Origin of the sequence: Paraburkholderia sp. WS6 (assembly GCF_030464835.1) — a bacterium.
Taxonomy (GTDB): Bacteria; Pseudomonadota; Gammaproteobacteria; order Burkholderiales; family Burkholderiaceae; genus Paraburkholderia; species Paraburkholderia madseniana.
This window is the reverse complement of sequence record NZ_JALQCK010000007.1, coordinates 220,329-242,268: the sequence shown is the minus strand read 5'-3', so window position 1 is coordinate 242,268 and position 21,940 is coordinate 220,329. Positions and strand designations below refer to the sequence as shown.

General features: G+C 61.0%; 16 protein-coding genes. 5 read left to right on the top strand and 11 right to left on the bottom strand.

What is annotated here, in order from left to right; translation table 11 throughout:
• Positions 1–16: 16 nt before the first annotated feature.
• The 4 genes from M0D64_RS11600 to M0D64_RS11585 form a co-directional block, all read right to left on the bottom strand.
• Positions 17–439: a phasin family protein gene (locus M0D64_RS11600; protein ID WP_266257818.1), complete on the bottom strand. Its 423-nt coding sequence runs from the start codon at positions 437–439 to the stop codon at positions 17–19.
• A gap of 96 nt (positions 440–535) precedes the next feature.
• Complete coding sequence (locus M0D64_RS11595; protein WP_266257788.1) at positions 536–2,242, bottom strand: alpha/beta fold hydrolase; 1,707 nt, start codon at positions 2,240–2,242, stop codon at positions 536–538.
• A 46-nt stretch (positions 2,243–2,288) separates the two neighbouring features.
• Complete coding sequence (locus M0D64_RS11590; RefSeq protein WP_266257787.1) at positions 2,289–2,759, bottom strand: MaoC family dehydratase; 471 nt, start codon at positions 2,757–2,759, stop codon at positions 2,289–2,291.
• 22 nt (positions 2,760–2,781) lie between these two features.
• The gene (locus M0D64_RS11585) at positions 2,782–4,425 is read right to left on the bottom strand and encodes a fatty acid--CoA ligase (RefSeq protein WP_266257786.1); all 1,644 of its coding nucleotides are present in this window, start codon (positions 4,423–4,425) and stop codon (positions 2,782–2,784) included.
• A gap of 266 nt (positions 4,426–4,691) precedes the next feature.
• Between M0D64_RS11585 and M0D64_RS11580 the strand changes: the two genes are divergently transcribed.
• On the top strand, positions 4,692–5,459 hold the full coding sequence (locus tag M0D64_RS11580) for a ParA family protein (RefSeq protein ID WP_154566801.1): 768 nt from the start codon (positions 4,692–4,694) through the stop codon (positions 5,457–5,459).
• A gap of 188 nt (positions 5,460–5,647) precedes the next feature.
• On the opposite strand, the gene M0D64_RS11575 is transcribed toward M0D64_RS11580, so the two are convergent.
• Together M0D64_RS11575 and M0D64_RS11570 are read right to left on the bottom strand one after the other, a co-directional pair.
• Entirely contained in the window at positions 5,648–7,348 is a 1,701-nt protein-coding gene (locus tag M0D64_RS11575; protein WP_266257785.1) for a long-chain-fatty-acid--CoA ligase, read from the bottom strand.
• Between the two features lie 65 nt (positions 7,349–7,413).
• The gene (locus tag M0D64_RS11570; protein ID WP_266257784.1) at positions 7,414–9,546 is read right to left on the bottom strand and encodes an alpha/beta hydrolase fold domain-containing protein; all 2,133 of its coding nucleotides are present in this window, start codon (positions 9,544–9,546) and stop codon (positions 7,414–7,416) included.
• Between the two features lie 63 nt (positions 9,547–9,609).
• On the opposite strand from M0D64_RS11570, the gene M0D64_RS11565 reads away from it, so the two are divergent.
• The gene (locus M0D64_RS11565; protein WP_266257783.1) at positions 9,610–10,287 is read left to right on the top strand and encodes a TetR/AcrR family transcriptional regulator; all 678 of its coding nucleotides are present in this window, start codon (positions 9,610–9,612) and stop codon (positions 10,285–10,287) included.
• Positions 10,288–10,308: 21 nt separating this feature from the next.
• Here the strand turns inward: M0D64_RS11565 and M0D64_RS11560 are convergent, their stop codons facing one another.
• From M0D64_RS11560 to M0D64_RS11550, 3 genes are all read right to left on the bottom strand, one after another.
• A complete protein-coding gene (locus M0D64_RS11560; protein ID WP_266257782.1) occupies positions 10,309–10,674 on the bottom strand; it encodes a response regulator in 366 nt (121 codons plus the stop codon).
• A gap of 44 nt (positions 10,675–10,718) precedes the next feature.
• Positions 10,719–11,354 carry a response regulator transcription factor gene (locus M0D64_RS11555; RefSeq protein WP_266257781.1) on the bottom strand — a complete coding sequence of 212 codons (636 nt, stop codon included), beginning with the start codon at positions 11,352–11,354 and terminating at the stop codon, positions 10,719–10,721.
• Positions 11,355–11,652: 298 nt separating this feature from the next.
• Entirely contained in the window at positions 11,653–13,035 is a 1,383-nt protein-coding gene (locus M0D64_RS11550; protein ID WP_266257780.1) for a sensor histidine kinase, read from the bottom strand.
• A gap of 447 nt (positions 13,036–13,482) precedes the next feature.
• Between M0D64_RS11550 and M0D64_RS11545 the strand changes: the two genes are divergently transcribed.
• The 3 genes from M0D64_RS11545 to M0D64_RS11535 all read left to right on the top strand — a co-directional run bounded on the left by M0D64_RS11545 (position 13,483) and on the right by M0D64_RS11535 (position 19,391).
• Positions 13,483–16,239, top strand: a complete 2,757-nt coding sequence (locus M0D64_RS11545) for a LuxR C-terminal-related transcriptional regulator (RefSeq protein ID WP_266257779.1) — start codon at positions 13,483–13,485, stop codon at positions 16,237–16,239.
• 332 nt (positions 16,240–16,571) lie between these two features.
• A complete protein-coding gene (locus tag M0D64_RS11540; protein WP_266257778.1) occupies positions 16,572–18,869 on the top strand; it encodes a PAS domain-containing sensor histidine kinase in 2,298 nt (765 codons plus the stop codon).
• A 129-nt stretch (positions 18,870–18,998) separates the two neighbouring features.
• Positions 18,999–19,391, top strand: a complete 393-nt coding sequence (locus M0D64_RS11535) for a DUF3331 domain-containing protein (RefSeq protein WP_154559797.1) — start codon at positions 18,999–19,001, stop codon at positions 19,389–19,391.
• A gap of 48 nt (positions 19,392–19,439) precedes the next feature.
• On the opposite strand, the gene M0D64_RS11530 is transcribed toward M0D64_RS11535, so the two are convergent.
• Both M0D64_RS11530 and M0D64_RS11525 read right to left on the bottom strand, forming a co-directional pair.
• Complete coding sequence (locus tag M0D64_RS11530) at positions 19,440–20,909, bottom strand: alginate export family protein (RefSeq protein WP_266257777.1); 1,470 nt, start codon at positions 20,907–20,909, stop codon at positions 19,440–19,442.
• A complete protein-coding gene (locus M0D64_RS11525; RefSeq protein WP_266257776.1) occupies positions 20,906–21,850 on the bottom strand; it encodes a VOC family protein in 945 nt (314 codons plus the stop codon). Before M0D64_RS11525 ends, M0D64_RS11530 begins: the two co-directional genes overlap by 4 nt.
• Positions 21,851–21,940 lie beyond the last annotated feature (90 nt).

Here is a 21,940-nt window from a genome sequence, read left to right as displayed (position 1 = left end):
TATGACTTCTTCGGCATTACTTCTTCGGCTGAAGGAGCGTTTTCAGTTCTTCGACGTGCTCGGCGACGCGCTTGGTGACCACGGCGACGCTGTCCGCCTGCGCACGGTATGCGGTGTCAGCGAGTTCCTGCATGTCCACCAGCGCCTTGTTCAACGCCTGCTGCACCACTTCACCCGTGTTGGCCACCGGCTGGCCGCCCGACTGGGCAACACGGCTGACGAGCGACTGCACTTCGGTCAGCGTCGTGCGGAGGATCTCCGACTGCTTCTGAGCGAGCGACTGCACGCCTGCCAGCGCGGTCGTGTTGGCTTCGACGATCGCCTCGACGTCCTTGCGGCGCGACTCGAGGAGTGCGCCCACGTCGATGCCGGGCAGCTTGAACTGGCCAACGACCTTTTTATACTCCGCGAAAATGCTGTTGAAATTGGTTGAATCCATCATCGATACTCCATTGAAACTACGTTAAGAAAATGTTGACTACGGTGCGGTCAAAAGTGTGGTCGATGAGCGCGTCGGTGCGTGTGTCTTATTGCCTTAGGCTTCCATGACGTACGTTCCCGGCGCCTTCACGCCCGCGGGATGCTGCTTGTTGCCTACTGTCGTCGGGGCGGCACGCCGCTCGCCGGAATGATCGGCGAGCCACGTGCGCCAGTCGGCCCACCACGAGTCCTTTTCAGCCTGGGCATTGGCGAGCCATGCGTCGGCAGTGGCGGGCAAATCGGTGTTGAGGAAGAACTTCGCTTTCGGATTGCCCGGCGGGTTGATCAGACTCTGGATATGACCGCTCGAACTCAGCACGAAGCGCGTCTTGCCGCCGAACGTGCGCGCCGTGTTGTACACGCCCTTCCACGGCGTGATGTGATCGGTCATGCCGGCGACGACGTATTTGTCGCACGTCACTTCGGACAGATCAATCGGCGTACCCAGAACCGTCAACGCGCGAGGCTTGCTGAACAGATTGCCCGTGAAGATATCGAGCAGTTGCCCATGCATCGCCGCGGGCAGCCGGGTCGCGTCGTTGTTCCAATACAGGATGTCGAAAGCGGGCGGCGCTTTGCCGAGCAGATAGTTATTGACCCAGTAGTTCCAGACGAGATCGTTGGGTCGCATCCACGCGAACACGCGCCCCATTTCTTCGCCGGCGAGCACGCCCTTCGATGTACTGTTCTGCTTTGCGGCCGCAATGGCTTCCGGCGTTGCAAAGAGACCGAGCTGCGAATCAGCCGTGTTGTCCAGCACCGCGACCATCAGCGTGGCCGCATTGACGCTCGTGTCGCCCCGGCTTGCGAGGTAGCCCAGGAGCGCAGAAATCGTCATCGCACCCGAGCAGGCGCCGTGCAGGTTGACGTCGTCGCTGCCGGTAATGTCGCGCACGGCCGTGATCGCTTCGAGGAGCGCCGTCACATAGGTATCGAGGTCCCAGTGACTCTGCGCGGCGGTGGGATTGCGCCAGCTCACCATGAACACCTGGAACTCGCTCTTCACCAGATAGTCGACGATGCTCTTGCCTTCGGACAGGTCGAACACGTAGAACTTGTTGATCTGGGGCGGCACGATCAGTTGCGGGCGGGCGTACACATGCTCCGTCGCGGGTGCGTACTGAATCAGCTCGAGCACCTCGTTGCGAAAGACCACCGCGCCCTGCGACGTGCCGAGGTTTTCACCCACCTTGAACGCCGACCTGTCGACTTGCGCGGGCATCCCCTGGTTCTGCAGCATATCCGTCATGAGATTGCGCATGCCGCCAAGCAGGCTGGCGCCGCCCGAATCGATGATTTTCTTGAGTGCGGCGGGATTGCCGAGCAGCGTGTTCGTCGGCGACAGCGCGTCGGTGAAGAGCGACAGCACGAACTGCGCGCGTTCCTTGCTCTTCGCGTCGAGCGCGGAGCGGTCGACAAACCCTGTCAACGCGCTGCGCCACGCCACGTAAGTTTGCAGCGTCATGCGGTAAAGCGAATTCGTCTGCCACGCCGGGTCGGTGAAGCGCTTGTCGCCCTGAGGCGGCGTACTGTCCGCACTGCCGCCAAGCACCGCGATCAGATCGCGGACCAGCGCCGCCTCCTGCTCCATGAGCAACGCGGGTTGCCGCAGCGCCTGGGCGCCGATCTGCTGCGCCGTTGCCATAATGTCTCGCGGCCGCAGTCCCACGAACGGATTCGGTCCGAGCATGCCTTCCGCGGCAGACGCCGCAAGGTCGTTCGTCTGCTCGCTGCGTGCCTTGCTTTCGTCATTTGCCGCCATCTTGCTGCTCCTCAAACATCTCTATCCGTTTCGTCAACAGTGCTGCTTACGCTTGCGAGACCAGCATCGCCAATGTCTCGGCGATGAGCGCCGGCTTCTCCTCGCCCTCGATCTGCAGTTCGTTCATCGTCTTCACGATGATCCGGCCGCCGCCCTTCTTTTCCACCGAAATCAGCGTCACGCGGTTTCGCACCCGCGCTCCCGCTTTCACCGGTGTCATGAAGCGCACCTTGTCCAGCCCGTAGTTCAACCCTGCCGATGCGTCCTCAGGAATGAGTCCGATCTCGATCGCGAGCGACGCCAGTAGCGATAGCGTCAGATAGCCGTGTGCGATCGTGCCGCAGAACGGGCTTTCGCGTTTCGCGCGCTCAGGATCCACGTGAATCCACTGCCTGTCGCCCGTGCAGGCCGCGAAGGCGTCGATACGTGCCTGATCGACGACAACCCAATCCGACACGCCCAGTTCGCGGCCAACGAAGTCGTCAATCGTGGCGACGCTATATCCCTTGATGCTCATCGTGTTTGCTCCTTGCGACGGGTCAGGCGAATTGCTCGCGCAACCACTTCTTGTTCATCTTGCCGACGCTCGTCTTCTGCAGCGCATCGACGAACTTGACGATCTGCGGCACCGCGTACTTCGAGATCCGTCCGGTTTTGGTGAAGCCCATGACGTGTGCCTTGACGTCCTCTTCGGTGACCGCGGTGCCCGGCTTGCGCACTACCAGCGCAACCGGCCGTTCGCCCCATTTCTCGTCCTTGATCCCGATCACCGCGACCTCCGAGACATCCGGGTGCAGCGAAATCAGGCTTTCGATTTCGAGTGAAGAGATCCACTCGCCGCCCGATTTGATGACGTCCTTGATACGGTCTGTGATCTGGATGTTGCCGGTCGCGTCGATGTTCGCGATGTCCTGCGTATGCAGGTATCCGCCAGTCCAGAGCTGCGCGGATGCGTCCGGATTGTTCAGGTAAGCCTGCGTCAGCCACGGCGCACGCACGACGATCTCGCCGTAGGCCCGGCCGTCGTGCACGATGTCTTCCATGTCCTCGTTGACGATGCGCAAGTCGACGAGCGGAACGGGGAAACCGGTCTTGCAACGCAGGCGTACCTCTTCTTCGAGATCGAGCGGCCCGGTGTTAGGCGGAAGTTGCGCGAGGCTCAACACAGGACCGGTCTCGGACATGCCATAGCCGGTAAAGACGTCGATGCCGCGGTCGAGCGCGGCGCGCGCGAGACCGTGCGGCAATGCGCCGCCGCCGATGATGACCTTCCATTTGCTGAAGTCCGCGTGCTTCGCGTCATCGCAAGAGAGCAGCATGTGCAGGATCGTGCTGACGCAGTGCGAAAACGTGACGCCCTCTTCGCGGATCAGTTGCACGAGACGATTCGGCACATAACGGCCCGGATAGACCTGCTTCACGCCCATGACCGTCGCGATGTAGGGCATGCCCCATGCGTGCACATGGAACATCGGCGTGAGCGGCATATAGACGTCGCCGCGATGAAAGCGCTGTCCCGATACCGGGCTCGACAGCGCCCCCATCAAGGTGATGGTGTGCAGCACCAGCTGGCGGTGCGAGAAGTACACGCCCTTGGGCAGGCCGGTGGTTCCTGTCGTGTAGAAGGTAGTGGCCCGGGTGTTCTCGTCGAAGTCGGGGAAATCGTAGCTCGTCGCGCTCGCTTCAAGCATCGCCTCGTATTCGGTGGCGAAGGCAATGGTGTGCGCGCTCGCTTCACTGTCCGGCTCGTCGATCCACACGAACGTGCGGACCGTTTCAAGCTGATCCTTGATCGCTTCGACCACGGGCAGGAAATCGGTGTGGACGAACAGCACCTCTGCGCCGGCGTGGTTGATCGTGTAGGCGATCTCCGCCTCCGACAACCTCACGTTGACCGTCTGAAGCACGGCGCCCATCATCGGCACCGCGAAGTACGATTCCAGATAGCGATGGCTGTCCCAGTCCATGACGGCCACGGTGCTGCCGTGCCGTACGCCGAGTTCGTGAAGGCCATTGGCGAGCCGCGCAATGCGTTCTCTCAGCGTGGCATAGGTCATCCGCAACTGGCCGCGGTACACGATTTCCTGATCCGGCGCCTGAACGAACGGCGTGTGCAGCAGTTGCTTGATCAGCAGCGGATAGGCATAAGGGGATGGCGTCGATCCCTGCACGGTGTCCTGCATCTACGTCTCCTCAAGTCGAGAAATGGATCGGGCTGACACAGGTCAGTCGGTGCTTGTCGCGCACGATGGCATCCCGAGTGAAGCCATCATCGAGTTTTTGGCAAGGGGGAGCCATCCCCCGAACAGGGGAACTGTCAGGAAGTGGCCGCGGAGTAAGGGCCGCGGCGCGGGGACGGCCGTTGAGGCCGGGCTAAGGGGGGTTCCGCCAGGGTAAGCTGTGCCTTTCGCAAGTTTTCGCAAGTTCTCGCAAAAAAGGGGCAAACCAGATGCGGCGTGTCGTCTTCAATCAGAAGGGTGGCGTGGGTAAATCGACCATCGTATGCAACCTGGCTGCGATCAGCGCCAGCGAGGGTATGCGCACCCTGGTCATCGATCTCGATCCTCAGGGCAATTCCAGCCAATACCTTCTCGGCGAACAGGCGAGCGGGCTCAAGCCGAGCGTGGCGGACTTCTTCGAAACGGCCCTGAGCTTCAGTTTCAAGCCGACACCGGTTTCGACCTTTATCCATCCCACGCCGTTCGAGAATCTCGATGTGATGCCCTCCCATCCGGAGCTCGACGCTTTGCACGGCAAGCTCGAATCCCGCTACAAAATCTACAAGCTACGCGATGCGCTGAATGAACTGGATGATGCGTACGACGCGATTTATATCGACACGCCCCCTGCCCTGAATTTCTACACCCGCTCCGCACTGATTGCGGTCGAACGCTGCCTGATCCCGTTCGACTGTGACGATTTTTCTCGTCGCGCGCTCTATACGCTGCTCGACAACGTTAAGGAAATTCAGCAGGACCATAATTCCGATCTGGAAGTCGAAGGGATTGTGATCAACCAGTTTCAGCCTCGCGCGAGCCTGCCCCTCCAGCTGGTTGAGGAACTGGTAAGCGAGGGTTTGCCGGTGTTGGAGTCCCGGCTGTCTTCTTCCGTGAGGATCCGCGAATCGCATCAGCACGCCAAACCGATGGTTCACCTCGATCCCCGGCATAAGCTTGCTCTGGAGTTCATGGCGTTGCATCGCGAACTGGTTGGGTAAAAAGGAACTCTTCGTCCCGCAGGAAGCTTAGGGCCTGTTCATGCTGGTGACAGGCCCTTGCGTGACTCAATGGGCCGAGATGATCTGATCAACCTGCCAGCTCAACCAACACTTCATCCTTTGATGTCACCGGTAGGCCTAACCTGCCCTGCTGCGACTACTCATCGCTCGCTTCGGCAGGCAACATATCAATCCAGCCGGCGGCCTTCGGATTGGGTGTTTCGACTCCGCGTTTCCTCTTCCTGCAGCAGTCTCCACTGGATCTTTCCGCTCGCCGTACGGGGCAAGCTGGCGGCAAACTGGACGACACGCGGAACCTTGTAGGACGCGATGCGCTCACGGGCCCACGACACCATTTCATCTTCCGTCACGTGCTCGCCGTTCCGAAGCACGATAACCGCCTTGACCGACTCGCCTCGACGCGGATCGTGAGTCGCGATGACACACGCTTCCTGTACGGCCGGATGCTCGAACAGCATGGCCTCGACCTCGGCCGGCCAGACTTTGTAGCCGGAGGCGTTGATCATGCGTTTGAGCCGGTCGACGATGAAGAAGTATCCGTCCCGATCTACATAGCCGAGATCTCCCGTGCGCAAGTAGCGCTTCCCATCGATCAGAACGAATGCCTCTTGCGTGGCTTCCGGCGACTTCCAATACCCGTCGAACACTTGAGGCCCGCTGACGAGAATCTCACCTGTTTCTCCTTCACCGAGAGGCTCGAGCGTCTCGGGATCGACGACGAGTGAATCGGTATTGAAGACCGGCACGCCCATGCACTGTTGCTTGCTGTGCTTCGGCGGATTGATATGGGTCGCCGCCATCGTCTCGGTGAGGCCGTATCCTTCCACGTACGGGATGCCCCAACGCTTCTCTATCTGCTGCGCGACAGCCTGCGGCATCGCGGCACCGCCGCCGCTCAGGTACGCAATGGAGCTCAGGTCGAAGCTGTCGACGTCCGACCGGTTCAGCAGGTCGATGAGCATCGTGGGAACCGTGACCCATGTGCTTACGCGGTGGCGTTCGATCACGTGCGCGGCACACTTCGCGTCCCAGCGGGTCATGACCGCCATCGTGGCGCCGATGTATATCGGCATATTCATGCAGTTCTGCATGCCGGTGACGTGAAACAAGGGCACGGAGCACAGCATCACGCTCTCGTTCGCGAGGCTCGGCCATTCAGCGCACGAGACCGTTGAATGCATCACGCTACGATGAGTGTGGATGCACCCTTTGGGGCGACCGGTCGTGCCGGACGTGTACGGAATGACCGCCAGATCTTCGGGCCTGGATTCGTGGCCGCGCGGAACGCACGCCCGAGCAAGCGCGTCATTCCAGCCGATTAAAGTGGCACGGCCGTCGACAGCTTCTGCATGAGGCTGTGCTCCGGACGACGTCAGGACGTCAGGCAGAGGCAAATCAGTCCAGTCGCGAAGATAGTCGGCATAACGTGCAGAGATCACATGGTCCACGTGACGGCCCGACAGCGGCCGCACGTGCTCCATGAGTTCAACGCCCACAAAGGCGACCCTAGCCCCGCTATCTTCAAGTATGTGTTGCAGTTCCGACGTCCGGTTCATCGGATTGACGGGCACGACTACCGCATCCGCGCGCAGCACCGCATAGAAGGCGATGACGAACTGCGGACTGTTCTGCATGTACAGGACGACGCGCTCACCCCGGGCGATGCCGCAGTGCTGCTGCAGGAATCCGGCCATCGCATCGACTTCGTGTCGCAACTGCCGGTAGCTGACGGAGCTGCCGTAGTAAAGGATTGCGGCCTTTTCCGGATGGCGGTCCGCGGAAACTTCGAGATTCGTGTACAGCGATGTCTGCGGCGCGGATAGTTGCCGCGACACGTCGACCCGCCGACGCGTTGGTGTTGCCGTCATGTCTACTCCGGGCATGAAACCAAATGCAGTGATAGGGCAAAGCGACCTGAAACCGGGTGCCGGCGTCACGCGCAAATCGCGAGCTCGCGACTCCACTGGCCAATTTCTTCGAGCGTCTCGGCGGTTTCGGGCAAGAATGGGAAGAGCGTGAAGACGTGAACCGAATCGCTCACCATCTTCAAGGTCACGTTCGCGCCGGCTGCCTTTGCCCGCTCCGCAAAACGCGTCGTGTCGCTTTCCAGTACCTCGCCCTCCACCGCCGCAAGAAACACCGGCGGAAGGTCTGCGAGATCCGCGAACAACGGCGACACCATCGGATCGGTCGGCTCGTGGCCCTGGAAGTAAGACGCGACAAGATTGGAAAGCGTCTCGCGATTCGCGGCCGGGTCGTCTCCGGAATTCGCCATGACGGAGGGGCCGCCAAGCGTGAGGTCAGTGAGCGGGCAGATTGCAATGACGCCGCCCGGCAATGGCAGCCCCGCACGACGCAGCGCAGCAGCCAGCGCCAGGGCGAGGCCGCCCCCGGACGATTCGCCGCTCAGGAACACCGTCGACGGATCGACACCCGAAGCGAGCAAGCCGCGATAGGCGCTGAATGCGTCATCGAATGCCGCCGGATACGGATGCTCGGGCGCGAGGCGATAGTCGACTGTGTAGCACGGACCGTTCAGCGCGCGTGAGAGACGGCTTGCGTATTCAACCGAGCTCTTCCCCGAACCCAGCACGTACCCGCCGCCGTGGAAGTGCAAGACGGTCGCCTTGTGCCCTGCTCCCGCCGCAACCACGCGCAACGCGCTCACTCCGTGAAGATCGACTTCCGTCACTTCGGTGCTTGCCGGCGCAGGGAACTGCTCCAGAAGGAACCGTTCGTAGGCTGCACGCTGCCCCCGGTCGCCACGCGCAATGTCATCCGGCTTGAACACGCCCTTCCAGAGATCGAAAGCACGCTGGCTCTCGCGGCGCGCCATCCGCTTTCCTTCGCGTGCCGCGCTCAAACCTACGACCTCGCCCGGCGGCAACTTGACGGCCTCGAGGATGTTGTGCCCCCAGGCGAACGACCACGAAGCGTCTGCCAGCGGATCGATGCGCGAGAGTCCCTTCAGACGTCCGTTACGCTGACGCACACGCGCCTCGTCGGGCTCGTGTGCCCAATCGACGACAAAGCGCGCGCCCGCCTGAATCCGCGTCGTACGCGGCTGGCGGCGCCGTTCGTATTCCAGCAGCGCGTCCTGAACGCCGGCCGGGCCATGGTTCTTGAGACAGGTGGCGAGAACCCAGGCGTCTTCGATGGCCTGGCAGGCGCCTTGCGCCAGGTACGGCACCATTGCATGCGCGGCGTCGCCGAGCAGGGCGATGCGTCCGGTACTCCAGTGTTCGATCGGGTCCCGGTGGTACATCCCCGTGATGAACGTTGAGTCCACCGCTTCCAGCATCTTCTGGACGGTCGGCTCAGAACCCTCGAACGAGCGCCGCAGTTGCGCCACGTCCCCGGATTGCGTCCACGACTCGCGGCTCACTTCGGTTGCCGGCACCGACGCAAGAATGCTGTAGAGGTCCTTGCGCACCCAGTACGAAACGATATTCCTGCCCACGCCGAACCAGTTGTTCCCCGCCACCGGCAACCTCAGGCCCGCGAGCCGGTCGGCAGGGATAAGCGAGCGCCACATCAAGATGTTGGCGAACTGCTTCTCTTCTGGTCCACGGAGGGCGGTCCGAACCGCAGAGTGAATGCCATCCGCGCCGATCACAGCGTCGCCACGAATCACTTCGCCGTTCTGCAGCGTGACGTAGGCGCCTTCGTCGTCCTGGGACACCGACGCAACCTCTGCCCCCAGCCGGATCACATTGGGCGGCACGGCCTTCGCGAGCAGCTCGATCAGGTCGGCGCGGTGGACGTTGTAGAGCAGCGCGCCGTAGCGTGCCTCGGCTTCCTTGCCCAAAGGAGCCACGTACAGGAGACGCCCCGTCGACAGTTCAAGGTAGTCAAAGCGCGCCGGCACGGTCGCAATGCTCGCCAGCGCCGGCTCAAGCCCCAGTTCCCGCAACACGATCGTGCCGTTCGCAGCGATCTGGACGCCCGCTCCGACCTCCGTCAATTGCGGGGCGCGCTCCAGTACAATCGGCTCGATACCGTGGCGCAGCAACGCCAGAGCGGTCGTGAGCCCACCAATGCCTCCTCCAACAACTATGACTTTCATGCTAAGTTTCTCCTACCGAGTTAGTTATTGCAGTGTAGTTAATTAACCCGACACGGTAAAGTAATGACGACGCCAGGGAAAACCCTTCGCTCAGATGGGGCGGAGACACGAACTCGCTTAAAAGAGGAAGCCCAACGCCTGTTCGCGCTGCGCGGATTGGATGGGGTGTCGGTGCAGGACATCATCTCCGCCGCAGGGCAGCGCAACAGCGCCTCGCTGCGCTACTACTTCGGCAACAAACTTGAACTGGCGCGTGAGCTGGTCGTCGACGGTGCGCGCCTGATAGACGAAGACCGTCAGGCGCGGCTCGACAGACTGGAGGCGGAGGAAGGGATAAACGTACGTGCGGTATTAGGTGCGCTGCTCTTTCCGATGCTTGAGTTGGCGGATCGTACGGGTCAGGCGACGTATATCCGCATGATCGCCAACTTGCAGTTGAACGACCGCGCGTTCTTGCGGGAAGCGCTGGAAAACAAGTGGAATCTGGGTTATCAGCGTTGCAACGCCCTGCTCCGGAACCTGCTTGCCGATATTCCGCCGGCAATCGTCGATCACAGACTGTCGCTCGTGGGCATCTACGGCAATGCCTCGCTGGCAGCATGGGAAGCGAGCCGGGACAGTGGCGATTCGGGAGGGCTCTGGTCCCCGCAATACGCCGTGTCCAACTTGATGGACAGCTTTGAAAGCATACTCACCGCAGAGCCGTCGGAAGAAACGCGGTCCCTGTTGGGGGGGATTTGACGGCGAGTGCCAGCGCCGTTATTAAGCAATGCTATCCAGCATGTCCAGTAACGCATTTCCATCAACAGGTTTGCGGAAGAAACCCAATGCGCCTCTGCGCAGATAGTAGTCTTCCGTATGCTCGCTCGGCTTGCCCGTGATAATGATGACCGGCGTGGCTGCGCCTGAATGAACCGTTCTATCGAGCACCTGAATGCCGTCAACGGGCCGCATGCCCAGATCGGTAATGACGCATACCAGACCCGCGTAGCCGTCGGCAAAAAAATCCAGAGCGGATTCGTAGGCCCGTGTTCCGTACCCGCCGGAGGCCAGCAGGTTCGCCAGAGACGTCAGAACGCGTCGGTCATCATCAATCACGGCCACGGTTCGAACCGGAGGCGTGGACATTTTTTTCTCCGGTCATCGAGTCCAACACCGAATTGGCGTTGGCGTCAGGCGCAGAAAGTGGTTATGGGCGACGTTTCGAGCTGCAGTTTGCCCGCCTGCCTGACCAGCGTGGCAAACGAATCCGCTTGCATCTTTCTCATGATGTGGCCGCGATGGACCTGCACCGTGTATTCGGTAATCCCAAGTACTGCCGCCGCCTGCTTGTTGAGCAGGCCGCTGGCAAGCAGTGGCAGGAGCTCCTGCTCACGAGGCGTGAGCGTTTGATAAAGCGCATGGAGCATCGCCGCCTCGTCCGCCTCCTTGCGAAGAACGTGCGCCCTCACGAGCGCCGCAGCGACCACGCGCATCAACTCATCTTCATCGAGGGGCTTGGTGAGGAAGTCAACCGCCCCACCCTTCATGGCGAGGACCGTGGAAGGCACATCGCCCTTGCCGGTAATGAAAATGACGGGAATCTGCGAGTCACTGACGAGCTTCTGAACTTCCAGCCCACTCATGTCAGGCATTCGCAAATCCAGAATCAGACATGAAACAGTATTTTGACGCGGTGTTTCAAGAAACTCCCTGCCGGAATCGAATGCGCGGGCATCTCTTCCGTTTGCGCGCAGCAGCGAAGTGAGTGCTTCTCGCACCCGCCTGTCGTCGTCGACCACATACACCACCTCACTTGCGGATTTCATGCGCCCTCTCCGTTGCCCGGTGAAAACCCAGCCTGACGTCAGCACGGACGGTCCACGATAATCTCGTTGAATGTTCTTCTTACGTGGTCCTGCCGACAAAAAATTATAGCCGCCGGAATCGTCGCCCGGAAGAATAGACAGCCGTGTTCTGCATTACATAAATATGTAATATCACGGCCCGATATGAAACGGTAGGCTTGGAAGATGTCTGGATACAGCGCGTTGCTATCAGACCAAGGCAAGACCAAAGCTGATCACGCTGATTGCCGGAGGCGGCTGAGGATACCCTCGGCTATCGTCAACGTGAGCTTGCGTTCGCTCTCTCTATCGGAAGGCTGAAGCTGAAGGTCACGCCGCGGGACACATTGCGCACGGCCCCAATCCGGCCCGCATGTGCTTCCACGATCGACTTGCAGATTGCCAAACCCATACCCATGCCTGTTTTTTTCGTGGTAAAGAACGGCTCGAAAATCTTCTCGAAGTTCACCTGCCCTGCACCGTGATCTTCCACATCGACCACCACATTACCGGCATCGCGACGTGAGCGGATCACCAGCAGCCTCGGTCGCTCCTCTGTTGCCGCTAACGCTTCAATTGCGTTGCGCACGAGATTGACGATCACCTGTTGAATCTGAACCGCGTCCGCGCTGATCTTCGACACGTCTTCGCCGAGGATTGTCTCGAGCGAAACCGCGTTGTGCTGAATGTCGTCGGCCATCAGCGTGCATACCTGAAGAATCAGCTTGTTGACATCGAGATCGACCTTTTGCGGAGCCGTGTGCCTGAAAAGAGCGCGAATGCGGCTTACCACGTCTGCCGCGGCATTCGCGTCGCGCACAACCTGCTCGGCCGAGTATCTGGCTTTGTCGAGCCTGGGCGGCGTTGCAGCGAGCCATCGCACGCAGGCGTGCCCATGCGCCACGATGGCCTGGAGAGGCTGGTTGAGCTCGTGGGCGATGGAGGCGGAGAGTTCGGCCACAGCCGCGAGCCGCGATGCCTGCGCCAGCCTCTCCTGCGCGTCGCGCAAGGCTTTCGACAATTCCGCGCCGTCGTCGATGTCGACATCGAGGCCGAAGAACTTCATCACCTGCGCGCCGGCTCCTTCGGTACTGCGGTGCTCCCGAACCTGCTCGACGTCGAGCCTCGAGAGCAGGTCTGGCTCGGCCAATAGCTGCTCGATGAGTGCAACGAGATGATGCCGCACGCTTTCGGAGCGGCGCGCGCCTTCCTCGATTGCAACGGCGAGTTCCGCCCACCGTGGCTGCCGGTATTGCTCGCCCAGATAGGCCCGCACAATGGTCTGCGCAATGAAATCGAAGTGGTCCAGCAGATACAGCGAGACGTTGGCCAGAAGTTCTTTGGCAATGCGCTCGTCCAACTCGCCGAGCGCGATGTAGGTGCTCCAGATTTCCCGCAACCCCAGACGCAATGCCTGCAAATAGCTGTGCAGCGGCACACGTTGATGCTCACGTCGCTGGCTGATTTCCCGAAACACGTCCATGTCCTGCGCCGAAGGGAGCTCACCCGACAACAGGGTCTCGAACCAGACTTTGGCCGACAGCGCGACCGATTCGCGAACGTCCCGTTGCGCCGCCGGTGCGAGCAACCTGTATCCGTCCATCTGCGTCAGTATCGCCAGCGTGCGTTCGACGACATGCGTCAGATCGGCTGCGATCGACACGGTTTTTTCCCGCAAGTAATCGCTGATTCTTGGAACATTGGCTAACACGGATAGACACTCATCAATAACGGACGCACGATTTCGAAAGACAAGGAGCGCCGGGGCAGCGGCTTATGTGACCTATACGGCTGCGCGCCGACCGGTGCCTGCCGGACACCTGCAACGGGATTCGACGCGGCGTATCATGGGGCGAAAAATGAGTCGATCCTGGCGAGGCGCCAATGAGCCGCCTGGCAGTGATCGGCAGGCGCGTTGCCCCTGGCCTGGGGCACGCTTCAATCTCAATCCGGTACACGTATGGTCGCCTGGCGCGACGCGACCTACCATCCCCCAGATTGGGGAGAGTTCCCCCTCCCCCGACCCGGGGGATGCGCTTCTATAAACGGGGGGTGGCGGCAAGCACGCCTCCCAACAATTGGCTGGCTCAATACAATGGGTGACTGAAACATGCGTGTGACTGGAGAGACATCCGCGAGCGGACTGCACCTTTTCCTGGCAACGAAGATCGTTCCGCCGCGCGTGCCGGTGGATCTCATCGCGCGTCCTCGGCTCGCTGGCCTCGCCGAGCGCGCCGCGAACAAACGTCTCACCGTGATCAAGGCGCCCGCCGGATTCGGCAAAACTTCGCTGGCGCTCAGCTGGCTCGACCGGTTGCGCGCGAACGGTGCATTAGTGGCGTGGCTGTCGCTCGACACAGAAGACGATGAACCCGCGCGCTTCCTCAACTATCTGGCGCACGCGTTACGACACGCCTGCGACAAGGTCGGCGCCGCGGCGATCAGCCTAACTGCCGACGCCGCATTCGTCCCGTTACACGCCGTCGTTTCCACGCTGGTCAATGAGCTTGTCGAAGTCGATGATGAGGTCGTCCTGTTTCTTGACGACTATCACCAGGTGAGCCTGCCGGCCGTACACGACGCGATGTCGTTCCTGATCGAAAAGGCGCCGCCTCATGTGCATGTGATCCTCTGCAGTCGCACCGATCCGCCGCTGCCGCTCGCGAGGCTGAGAGCAGGCGACGATCTGCTGGAAATCGATGGGTCGGTGTTGCGTTTCGACTTCGACGAAACAAGGCGCTTTGTCGAACGCACATTGCCCGGCACGCTGAACGCCTCGTACGTCCAGACGCTCTTTGCGGGCACGGAGGGCTGGGCTGCGGCGCTGCGCATCCAGATGTCCATGCTATCGCGCAAGGATGGCCAAGCGGTTCGCGAGCGTGATGCGCCGTCCGGTACGTCGCGGCCGTTCGCCGCCTATATCGAGTACATGTTCGAGCGCCTGCCCCCCGACATGGTCGGGTTCATGCTGCGCACGTCGATACTCGACCGGTTGAGCGCGTCGCTCTGCGAGGCGGTAACCGGCCTGCGCGCAAGCCAGCCTATGCTGGACGAAATCGCCGGAGGCCAGTTGCTGTTGCAGGCGCTCGACTCCAACGGGCAATGGTTCCGCTATCACCCTCTGATGAGCGAATACTTGCGGGCCCAGCTCGAAGCACAGCACGCCGACGAGGTGGCGGAACTGCATTGCCGCGCGTGCGCGTGGTATGCCGATCAGGAATTGTGGACGGAGGCCGTCAAACACGCGATCGCCGCGGGCAGCACGGATAACGCGATTCGTCTGATGGAGCGGTGCGCGATGGCGCTGGTCAAGAAAGGCGACCTGCTCACGCTACTCGACTTGCAGCGCCGCTTTCCCGCCGGTCTGGCTGGGGCGCAGGTGAAGGTTACACTTGCCATCGCCTGGGGCATGGCGCTCGCCATGCATTTCGAAGAGGCGCTCGCGATGCTGGATGTAGTCGAACATAATCTCGCGTCCGACACTGGCGCCGAAGCCAAAGACATCCGGCGCGAATGCCAGGCGATCCGCTCGGTCGTCGCGGGCCTGCAGGACGATCCCGAGCGCGCGCTCGTTATCGCTGAACCATGCATCGAGGGGCCGACCACCGATATCTGGACCACCAATGTGGCGTCCAACGTCGTGCGCTTCGCCCATTGGAAGGCCGGCAATCTCGAAGCGCTCTATGCAACGCCGTGGATGTCCTACTCCGCCGAAGAAAATCAGCGCAATCTGTACTCTTCGGTCTACCGGCTGTGCCTGCTGGGACATGCGGAAATGCAACAGTTGCACTTCGGGCTTGCCGAACGGTATTTCACGGAATCGATGCAACTGGCCGAACGCCATGCCGGTCCCGATTCGATCTCGGTGGCGCTATGCGCACCGATGATCGGCCAGATCTGGTACGAACAAGGCCGGCTGGACAAAGCTGAAACACTCGTTGCCGGGTTGATGCCGGTCATTGACATTGCGGTCCTGCTCGATAGCGTGTTGATTGCCTATCGACTCCTCATCCGGATCGCCGTCGCGCGTTCGGACGTGACGCAAGCGTACGCATTGCTCGATCGGGCCCAGGCGTTGAGTTGCGAACGTCAATGGGACCGCATGACGGCCGCCGCCCTCGTTGAACGCACACGGCTATATCTTGCGGAAGGCAGGATAGTCGAAGCGGCTGCGTGCGTCGCGCAACTCGATCAGATGGCGGGCTCCAACGCCCACCCTTCGCGTTCCATCTCGCTCGAGATCGAGAACTATCGTGCATTCGGGGCGGCCGCTGTTGCTGCTGCCCAACAGCGGACCGAAGAAGCCACCGCGGTGCTGGGCGCCGCGCTGCAGAGCGCCGAACGACAACATGCAGATTTTCAGGCGATACGCCTGCGAACCATGCTTGCACTGGTCTGGCTGGCAGCGAACGAACGCGCCCGCGCGATCGGGATCTTTCGCGAAGTCCTGAAGGTCGCCGCGCCCGCAGGCGTGTACCAGTCCATTCTCGACGTGGGGCCGGACATCGGATTGCTGCTGGACGCCGTTCGTGAAGACATCAGGCATACAGGGAACGCGGAACAGACGGCGCACTCGAACGAGCTGAGCGCCTACGTGGATCATCTGCTCGACGGCGCGCGGATTCTCTATCAGCCAGGCGGCCACCGTCGACGCGATATCGAGCGCGGGTCGCTAAGTTCAAGGGAGCGCGAAATCGTCGACCTGATTGCGCGTGGTCGGTCGAACAAGGAAATCGCAAATGTGCTCGGAATTGGCGCTGAAACCGTCAAATCTCATCTGAAAAGCGTCTTCGTGAAACTCGGCGTCGATAAACGCGCTCAAGCTGTTGCGCGTGCGCGGGACCTCGGTCTTGTGGGTTCAGACTAGCCGCATGCCGAAGTAGCGACATGAATATGTAATGGCGCCATCCGATGCGACGTTTTAAATTAATCTTTTTTCCCTTATCTTTTTCCTGAGCGGCCTGACCGGCAGTTCCTGAAAAGGCACCCATTCGCAATGGTATGACCTATCTCCATTGCCTCGTACTCGATTCATGCCACAACGGTGCGCACGATCAGACCTCGCGGTACGACACGAAATAACCGTCAACCCTCTCCGCCCACTTTGCGAGCTAGCGAGCTTTTCGCTGGAAAATCCCGGCATTGATGTGAAAATGTGGAGTACCACTATCCAATACGTCGACGAACTTCGAGGTTGACATGCTTACCGTGTTGATACCACGCTCGTCCCGGGTTGCCGCCCTCAGCGTTGCCATAGCCGGCGCGTCAGGCGTGGCAGGCTTACTCGAACCGGTCACGGGCTGCCTCGGCCTCGTACTGGTTGTTCTGGTCGCGCACTTTTTCGACCGTAGCTTTGGGCGTCTCGCCGCGAGTTTCGTCTCGCTTGGGATCGCCGGAACGATGTTGACTGCCGGTCGCCCTCCTCTATCCCCCGGCTCGATCGGCCGCTGCGCCGTCGCAATCGGCGCGGTATGGTTTTGTGCCGAGCTCGTCTCCCGACGCCCCCGGCACATCCAACGGCCAGACTCAACGGCCCACTCGAAGGATGATGATTTCGATCACAAGGTTCGACAGGCGCTAACGGCAAGCGAGTCGAGAGAGTTGATCCGTGAACGGGAAGCGCAACTGAACTGGCTGACCGAGAATGTTCCCAGCCTGCTCTGGCGGACGGACGCTCATGGCCGCCTGGAATATATGAACAGGCGCACTGAGGATTACACCGGCCTACGGTTCGAAGAGCTGAGAGCGCGCGGCTGGCTTGACCTGGTGCACCCGGACGACGCTCCATCAACCCTTGAGGTCTGGGAAGATTCCCTCGCTAGCGGGAGGCCCTACGACTCGGTCCATCGGTTGCGCGCGGCCGACAACACGTATCGCTGGTTTCAATGCAAAGGCACGCCCATGCGCGATGCCAACGGCGATATCGTGAGTTGGTATGGGCTTTCGACAGATATCCACGAGCGGCAGCTAGCTCAGGAGGTTCTTCGCACGGAAGAGCTTAATTTGCGAAGACTCGTCGACGTATTGCCCGCGATGATCTGGCGAGCCACGCCGGAAGGAAAAGTCGACAGATGGAGTCGGCAAATGCTCGCCTTCATGGGAAAGACCGAGCAAGAATTCGACGGAGAAATGTTACTTCGTCTCATCCCGGAAGCAGACCGTCTTCGTGTCCGCTCGCGCTGGCGGCAAGCTGTCCACGAAGGTGTGTCGTATCAGGACACGTACCAGGTTGCAGCCGCCGATGGGACACTGCGCTGGTATCTCGCTCGCGGCGAACCGTTTCGCGACGAAAGCGGACAGATCCTGCACTGGTTCGGCGTATGTACGGACATCGACGATCTCAAACAAACGGAAGCCGCGCTCGAACAGCGCGAGCACCAGCTACACGAACTGATCGAGACTATTCCCGCCATGCTCTGGAGCAATGACCCACAAGGGGGGCTCACTTACATCAATCGGAAAATCGTCGAATTCGTTGGCCTGGATCTTTCGCAGCTCGCGGGCGCCGGCTATCAGAAGACGTGCCATCCGGACGACCTGAACACCATGATTCAAGCGTGGACACACTCGGTCGAGACTGGCGAACCGTACTGCCACACTGCCCGGCTTCGCCGAAAAGACGGGATTTACCGGTGGTACCAGCACACGGGTGAAGCAATGAGGGACGCCGACGGCAACATTGTTCAATGGTATGGACTCAGTCTTGATATTGACGAACGCAAGCGTGCAGAAGACCGGCTCAGGCACACTCAGGCTGAACTTGCGCGGGCAACCCAGATTGCCACGGTCGCCGAACTCTCCGCCTCCATCGCGCACGAGCTCAATCAACCCCTCACGTCCGTTATCGCCAATGCGCAGGCTTGCAATCGGTGGCTCGCAGCGTCCCCGCCCAATTTGAGCGAAGCCAGGACTTCCGCGGAAAGCGTCGTTCGAGATGCCCATTCCGCCGACGAGACGATGAAAAGCATCCGTGCGCTGTTCAAGAGCCAATCATTCCAGAAGCGCAAGCGTAACGTGAAAGACATGGTCCTCGAATCCGTGCGGCTGCTACGGGAAGACGAAACCCGGCAAACCGCCGACATCGACCTCGATTTGCCCGATGGCCTGCCGCCGGTGTTCGTCGACCAGATACAGATTCAGCAGGTCCTGATCAATCTGATCACGAACGGAATAGAGGCCACGGAAAACTCGGGGCGCACACCGAAGATTCTCATTACCGCAAAGGCGCTTCGCGACGGGTCCGTGCTACTCGAGGTGGCCGATAACGGTGTGGGCATCGTGGGTGGCGACAGCATATTCGACGCATTCGTCACGACCAAGAGCACGGGAATGGGTATCGGGCTTGCAGTGTCCCGCTCAATTATCGAAGCGCATGAAGGTCGTCTTACTGCCGCCAATAATCAGGGCTACGGATCGACTTTTAGCGTCGTCCTGCCAGTCCTGAGCGAAGAAGCCGCGTATCCGGACGTCGAGATCAGTGGAGCGGCCAGTCGCTGAGCGAGGCATGGTGCTGGAGGGCGAATGAGGGACGCCCTCCACAATCATGTAATTGCGGCCCGCCAGTCTGCTACCTATCATCCAGTCAAGGTCGAGGGTTAGCTCTAACGAGAATCGAGGAACCACATCATGCAAGCTCCCTTTGAAACAGACAGAACGTGGCAGTCAACAATGGCGCTCCTCTCGAACGAAGGTGAAACACAGGCGCCTGTTGTGTCCAGTTGCTTCCGCCCGAAGGGCAGCGAAAGCGACTTCCGCAAATGCGTCATCCGGGTGCTGGAGCGTCGCGGGCGCACCTCGGCAACGGTCGCGTGGAGCGACGCGACATCCTGTTGCTACGGCGAACAGCATTGGCGGCGCTGCGTTGCGAAGAAAGCCGGGGTTTGCGCCCTGAGTGGCCAGGCCATCACAAGAGGCAATGCCGTGTATCGACCCAAGCGGGTTCAACCTACACCACTAAACATCGAAGCGATGATTCTGGCCACGGTCCTCGAAGCGGTCTCTCTGGACGAAGGCTTCTGACGGTTCAGATCCGGTCGAAGCGTTGAGCGGACCCGCTCCTGTCATCGGTCACCATCCGAACTTCGCTTCGATGCCGAGATAGTCCGCATTGCGCGCCCCTAACGCGCGGATCGAATCGCCAACTTCGAAGTGCACCGCTTCCAGCGCGAGCGCAACGTTCGGGCTGACGAGCCAGTCGGCGCGAATCTGCGCATACATCCCTGTCCACCGGGTTCCCTTCCCCGTCGTGCCAGGCACCACGGCCATCCCCTGACCGTAGATCGCATCGGCTGTCGTCGCGCGCCACTGGAAACCGAGTGCCGTCAGTAACGTGAGCTTCGGCGATACCTTGAGGGTGATCGACGGCTTCACGTGAATCAGGTTGCTGTAGCCGGCGTAGCCCGCGAGCGTGAAGTAGTAGCCGTTCGGAAACAACGGATTGAAGGTTTCGACGCGGCCGTCGCCGGGATGCCGGTCGCCCGATGCGCCGTCGATCTGCAAACCGACACGCGGCGAGCCCGCCACCGTTGCGAGCGTATAGCCGCCCAGCACCCCGAACGCCCACGCGCCGATGGTGTCCTTGCCGACGTGCCCCGTCTGTACCATCGATTCGGCATCCCAATCGAACGGCGTAACCTTGCCCGCGTAACGCACGTCGAATACATCGCGATGCTCGGTGCCTGCCGCATCGAGAAAGCGTGCGTTGTCGCGGTTGTAGCGCGACCAGTACGCTGACAGATCGCCCGGTCCCGTGTTCGCACGTTCCACGCGTACGCCGCTGAACGTGAGATGCCGATTCGACACATCGTCGAAGGCCTTGACTTCGCGATTCTGCACGGGCTGGGTCATATAGCCGATGAAGCGCCATTTGTCGATTTCATAGTCGGCCCACAGCGCGTCGAACGCCTGACGCACGTTCGGCCCGTCGCGCACCGAGACGAACCGCTGCAAGTCGAACGCCATCTCTTGCCGGCCGACGCGTGCCTTGAACGTGCCGCTGCCTACGCCATAGACGAACGCGACGAACGCCTGCTCGATATCGAGCGGATTCCTGTCGACCGGCGAAACGGCATCCTTGCCGAAGGGCCGCGCATCCTCGAGTTGAAAAAACGCCTGCACATGCTGGCCGATGCGCGCATCGGCATGCACTTCGGCGCGCTCGATCACGTAGCTGTCGGGCCGCGCGGCGCCGAGCCCGAAGAGTGGCGTGTTGTTCAGCTCGAAGCGTTCACGCAGGGTCGCGCCGAGCGACAGATAGGTCGACGGATCGCTGCCGGGCGAGATGTACTTGAGCGCATCGAACGGTTCGCGCGCCACGCACGGATTGGCCAACGCCGACCAGTCTTCCTGCCAGCGGTTGAACGATAGCGCCGACGGCCGTTTCGCGGTGCATTGAGGCGCAGCGGCCGCGGCCGCGTCCACATCCGCCGTGTTATCGGCGGCGAACGCGCTCGCGCCGTCTGCCCATCCGCACACGGCGAGCGCAGCGCAGGCGGCCACCTTCGACGTCGCGCGCCTCAGCGATCGACGCGCCATCATTTGGACAGTTCGTGAATCTCGGCGACATATCCGCCGGGAAACTCGACGATCGCCGTGCGCCCTTCAACCGTCCTGTTCGCCGGCGACAACACCTTCACGCCGACGCCCTGCGCCTTCGCGAGCGTCGCGTCGAGATCGGCGACCAGATAGCCGGTGACCTCGCGGCCGAACGGATAAGGCAGCTTGCCGTCGGTCACGAACACGAGCATGGTGCCGAAGCCGGACGTGATGCGTACGCGCCGGATCGTCTCGCCGGGCCGGCCGATTTCGCCACCGTCCGCGTGACGGTTGTCGGACACGACCTTGCCGTGCGAGAAACGCACAAAGCGCCTGATGAAATTATCTGCGGATTGTGCGGACACATAGATGCGATTGTCGGGCACCGTCTCCAGCGGATCATACGAAGGCGCCTTGGTATGCCAGTACAACTGCATGTTCAGGCCGCCGGGCCATTGGATCACCGCGTCCTTGCCGATCGGATCGTCGAACGTATCGACGATCACGTCCGCGCCCGCGGCGCGCGCAGCACGCACGGCCTTGTCCATGTCGGTGACGAGATAACCCGTGCGCTCGCTGCCGAACGGATACGGTATCGGTGTCTGGAATGCGAACACCGACAGCATGCCGACAGGCGTGCGCACGTATTGCGAAGCCGTCCTGCTCGGCGTCGGCGTGACCGTGAACACGGCGCGCGGCGAAGCAGTGCCGCCGAACGTCGCGATAAAACTGTCGACGAACGCGTCGATGTCCTGGCTCGCCACATAAACGTGCGTCGTGTCGTACTGCGGACCGACTGACACGACCGGCAGGCTCTTGCCTATGTTCTGATGATCGGTCTCGGCGAAAGCCGGCGAGCCGCCCAGCGCCATGCCGAGCGCCGTGATCGACACAATCGAAACGACAGTGGCCCGCAACACTCGAACCATCTTGACGGTACTCATAAAAAACACTCCTGGCTGGTAAGGGATGCCGCAGCGTTGTGCGGCACAATCAGATTCCGACCTTTGGCGTGCCCGTCCTGCGCACCAGCA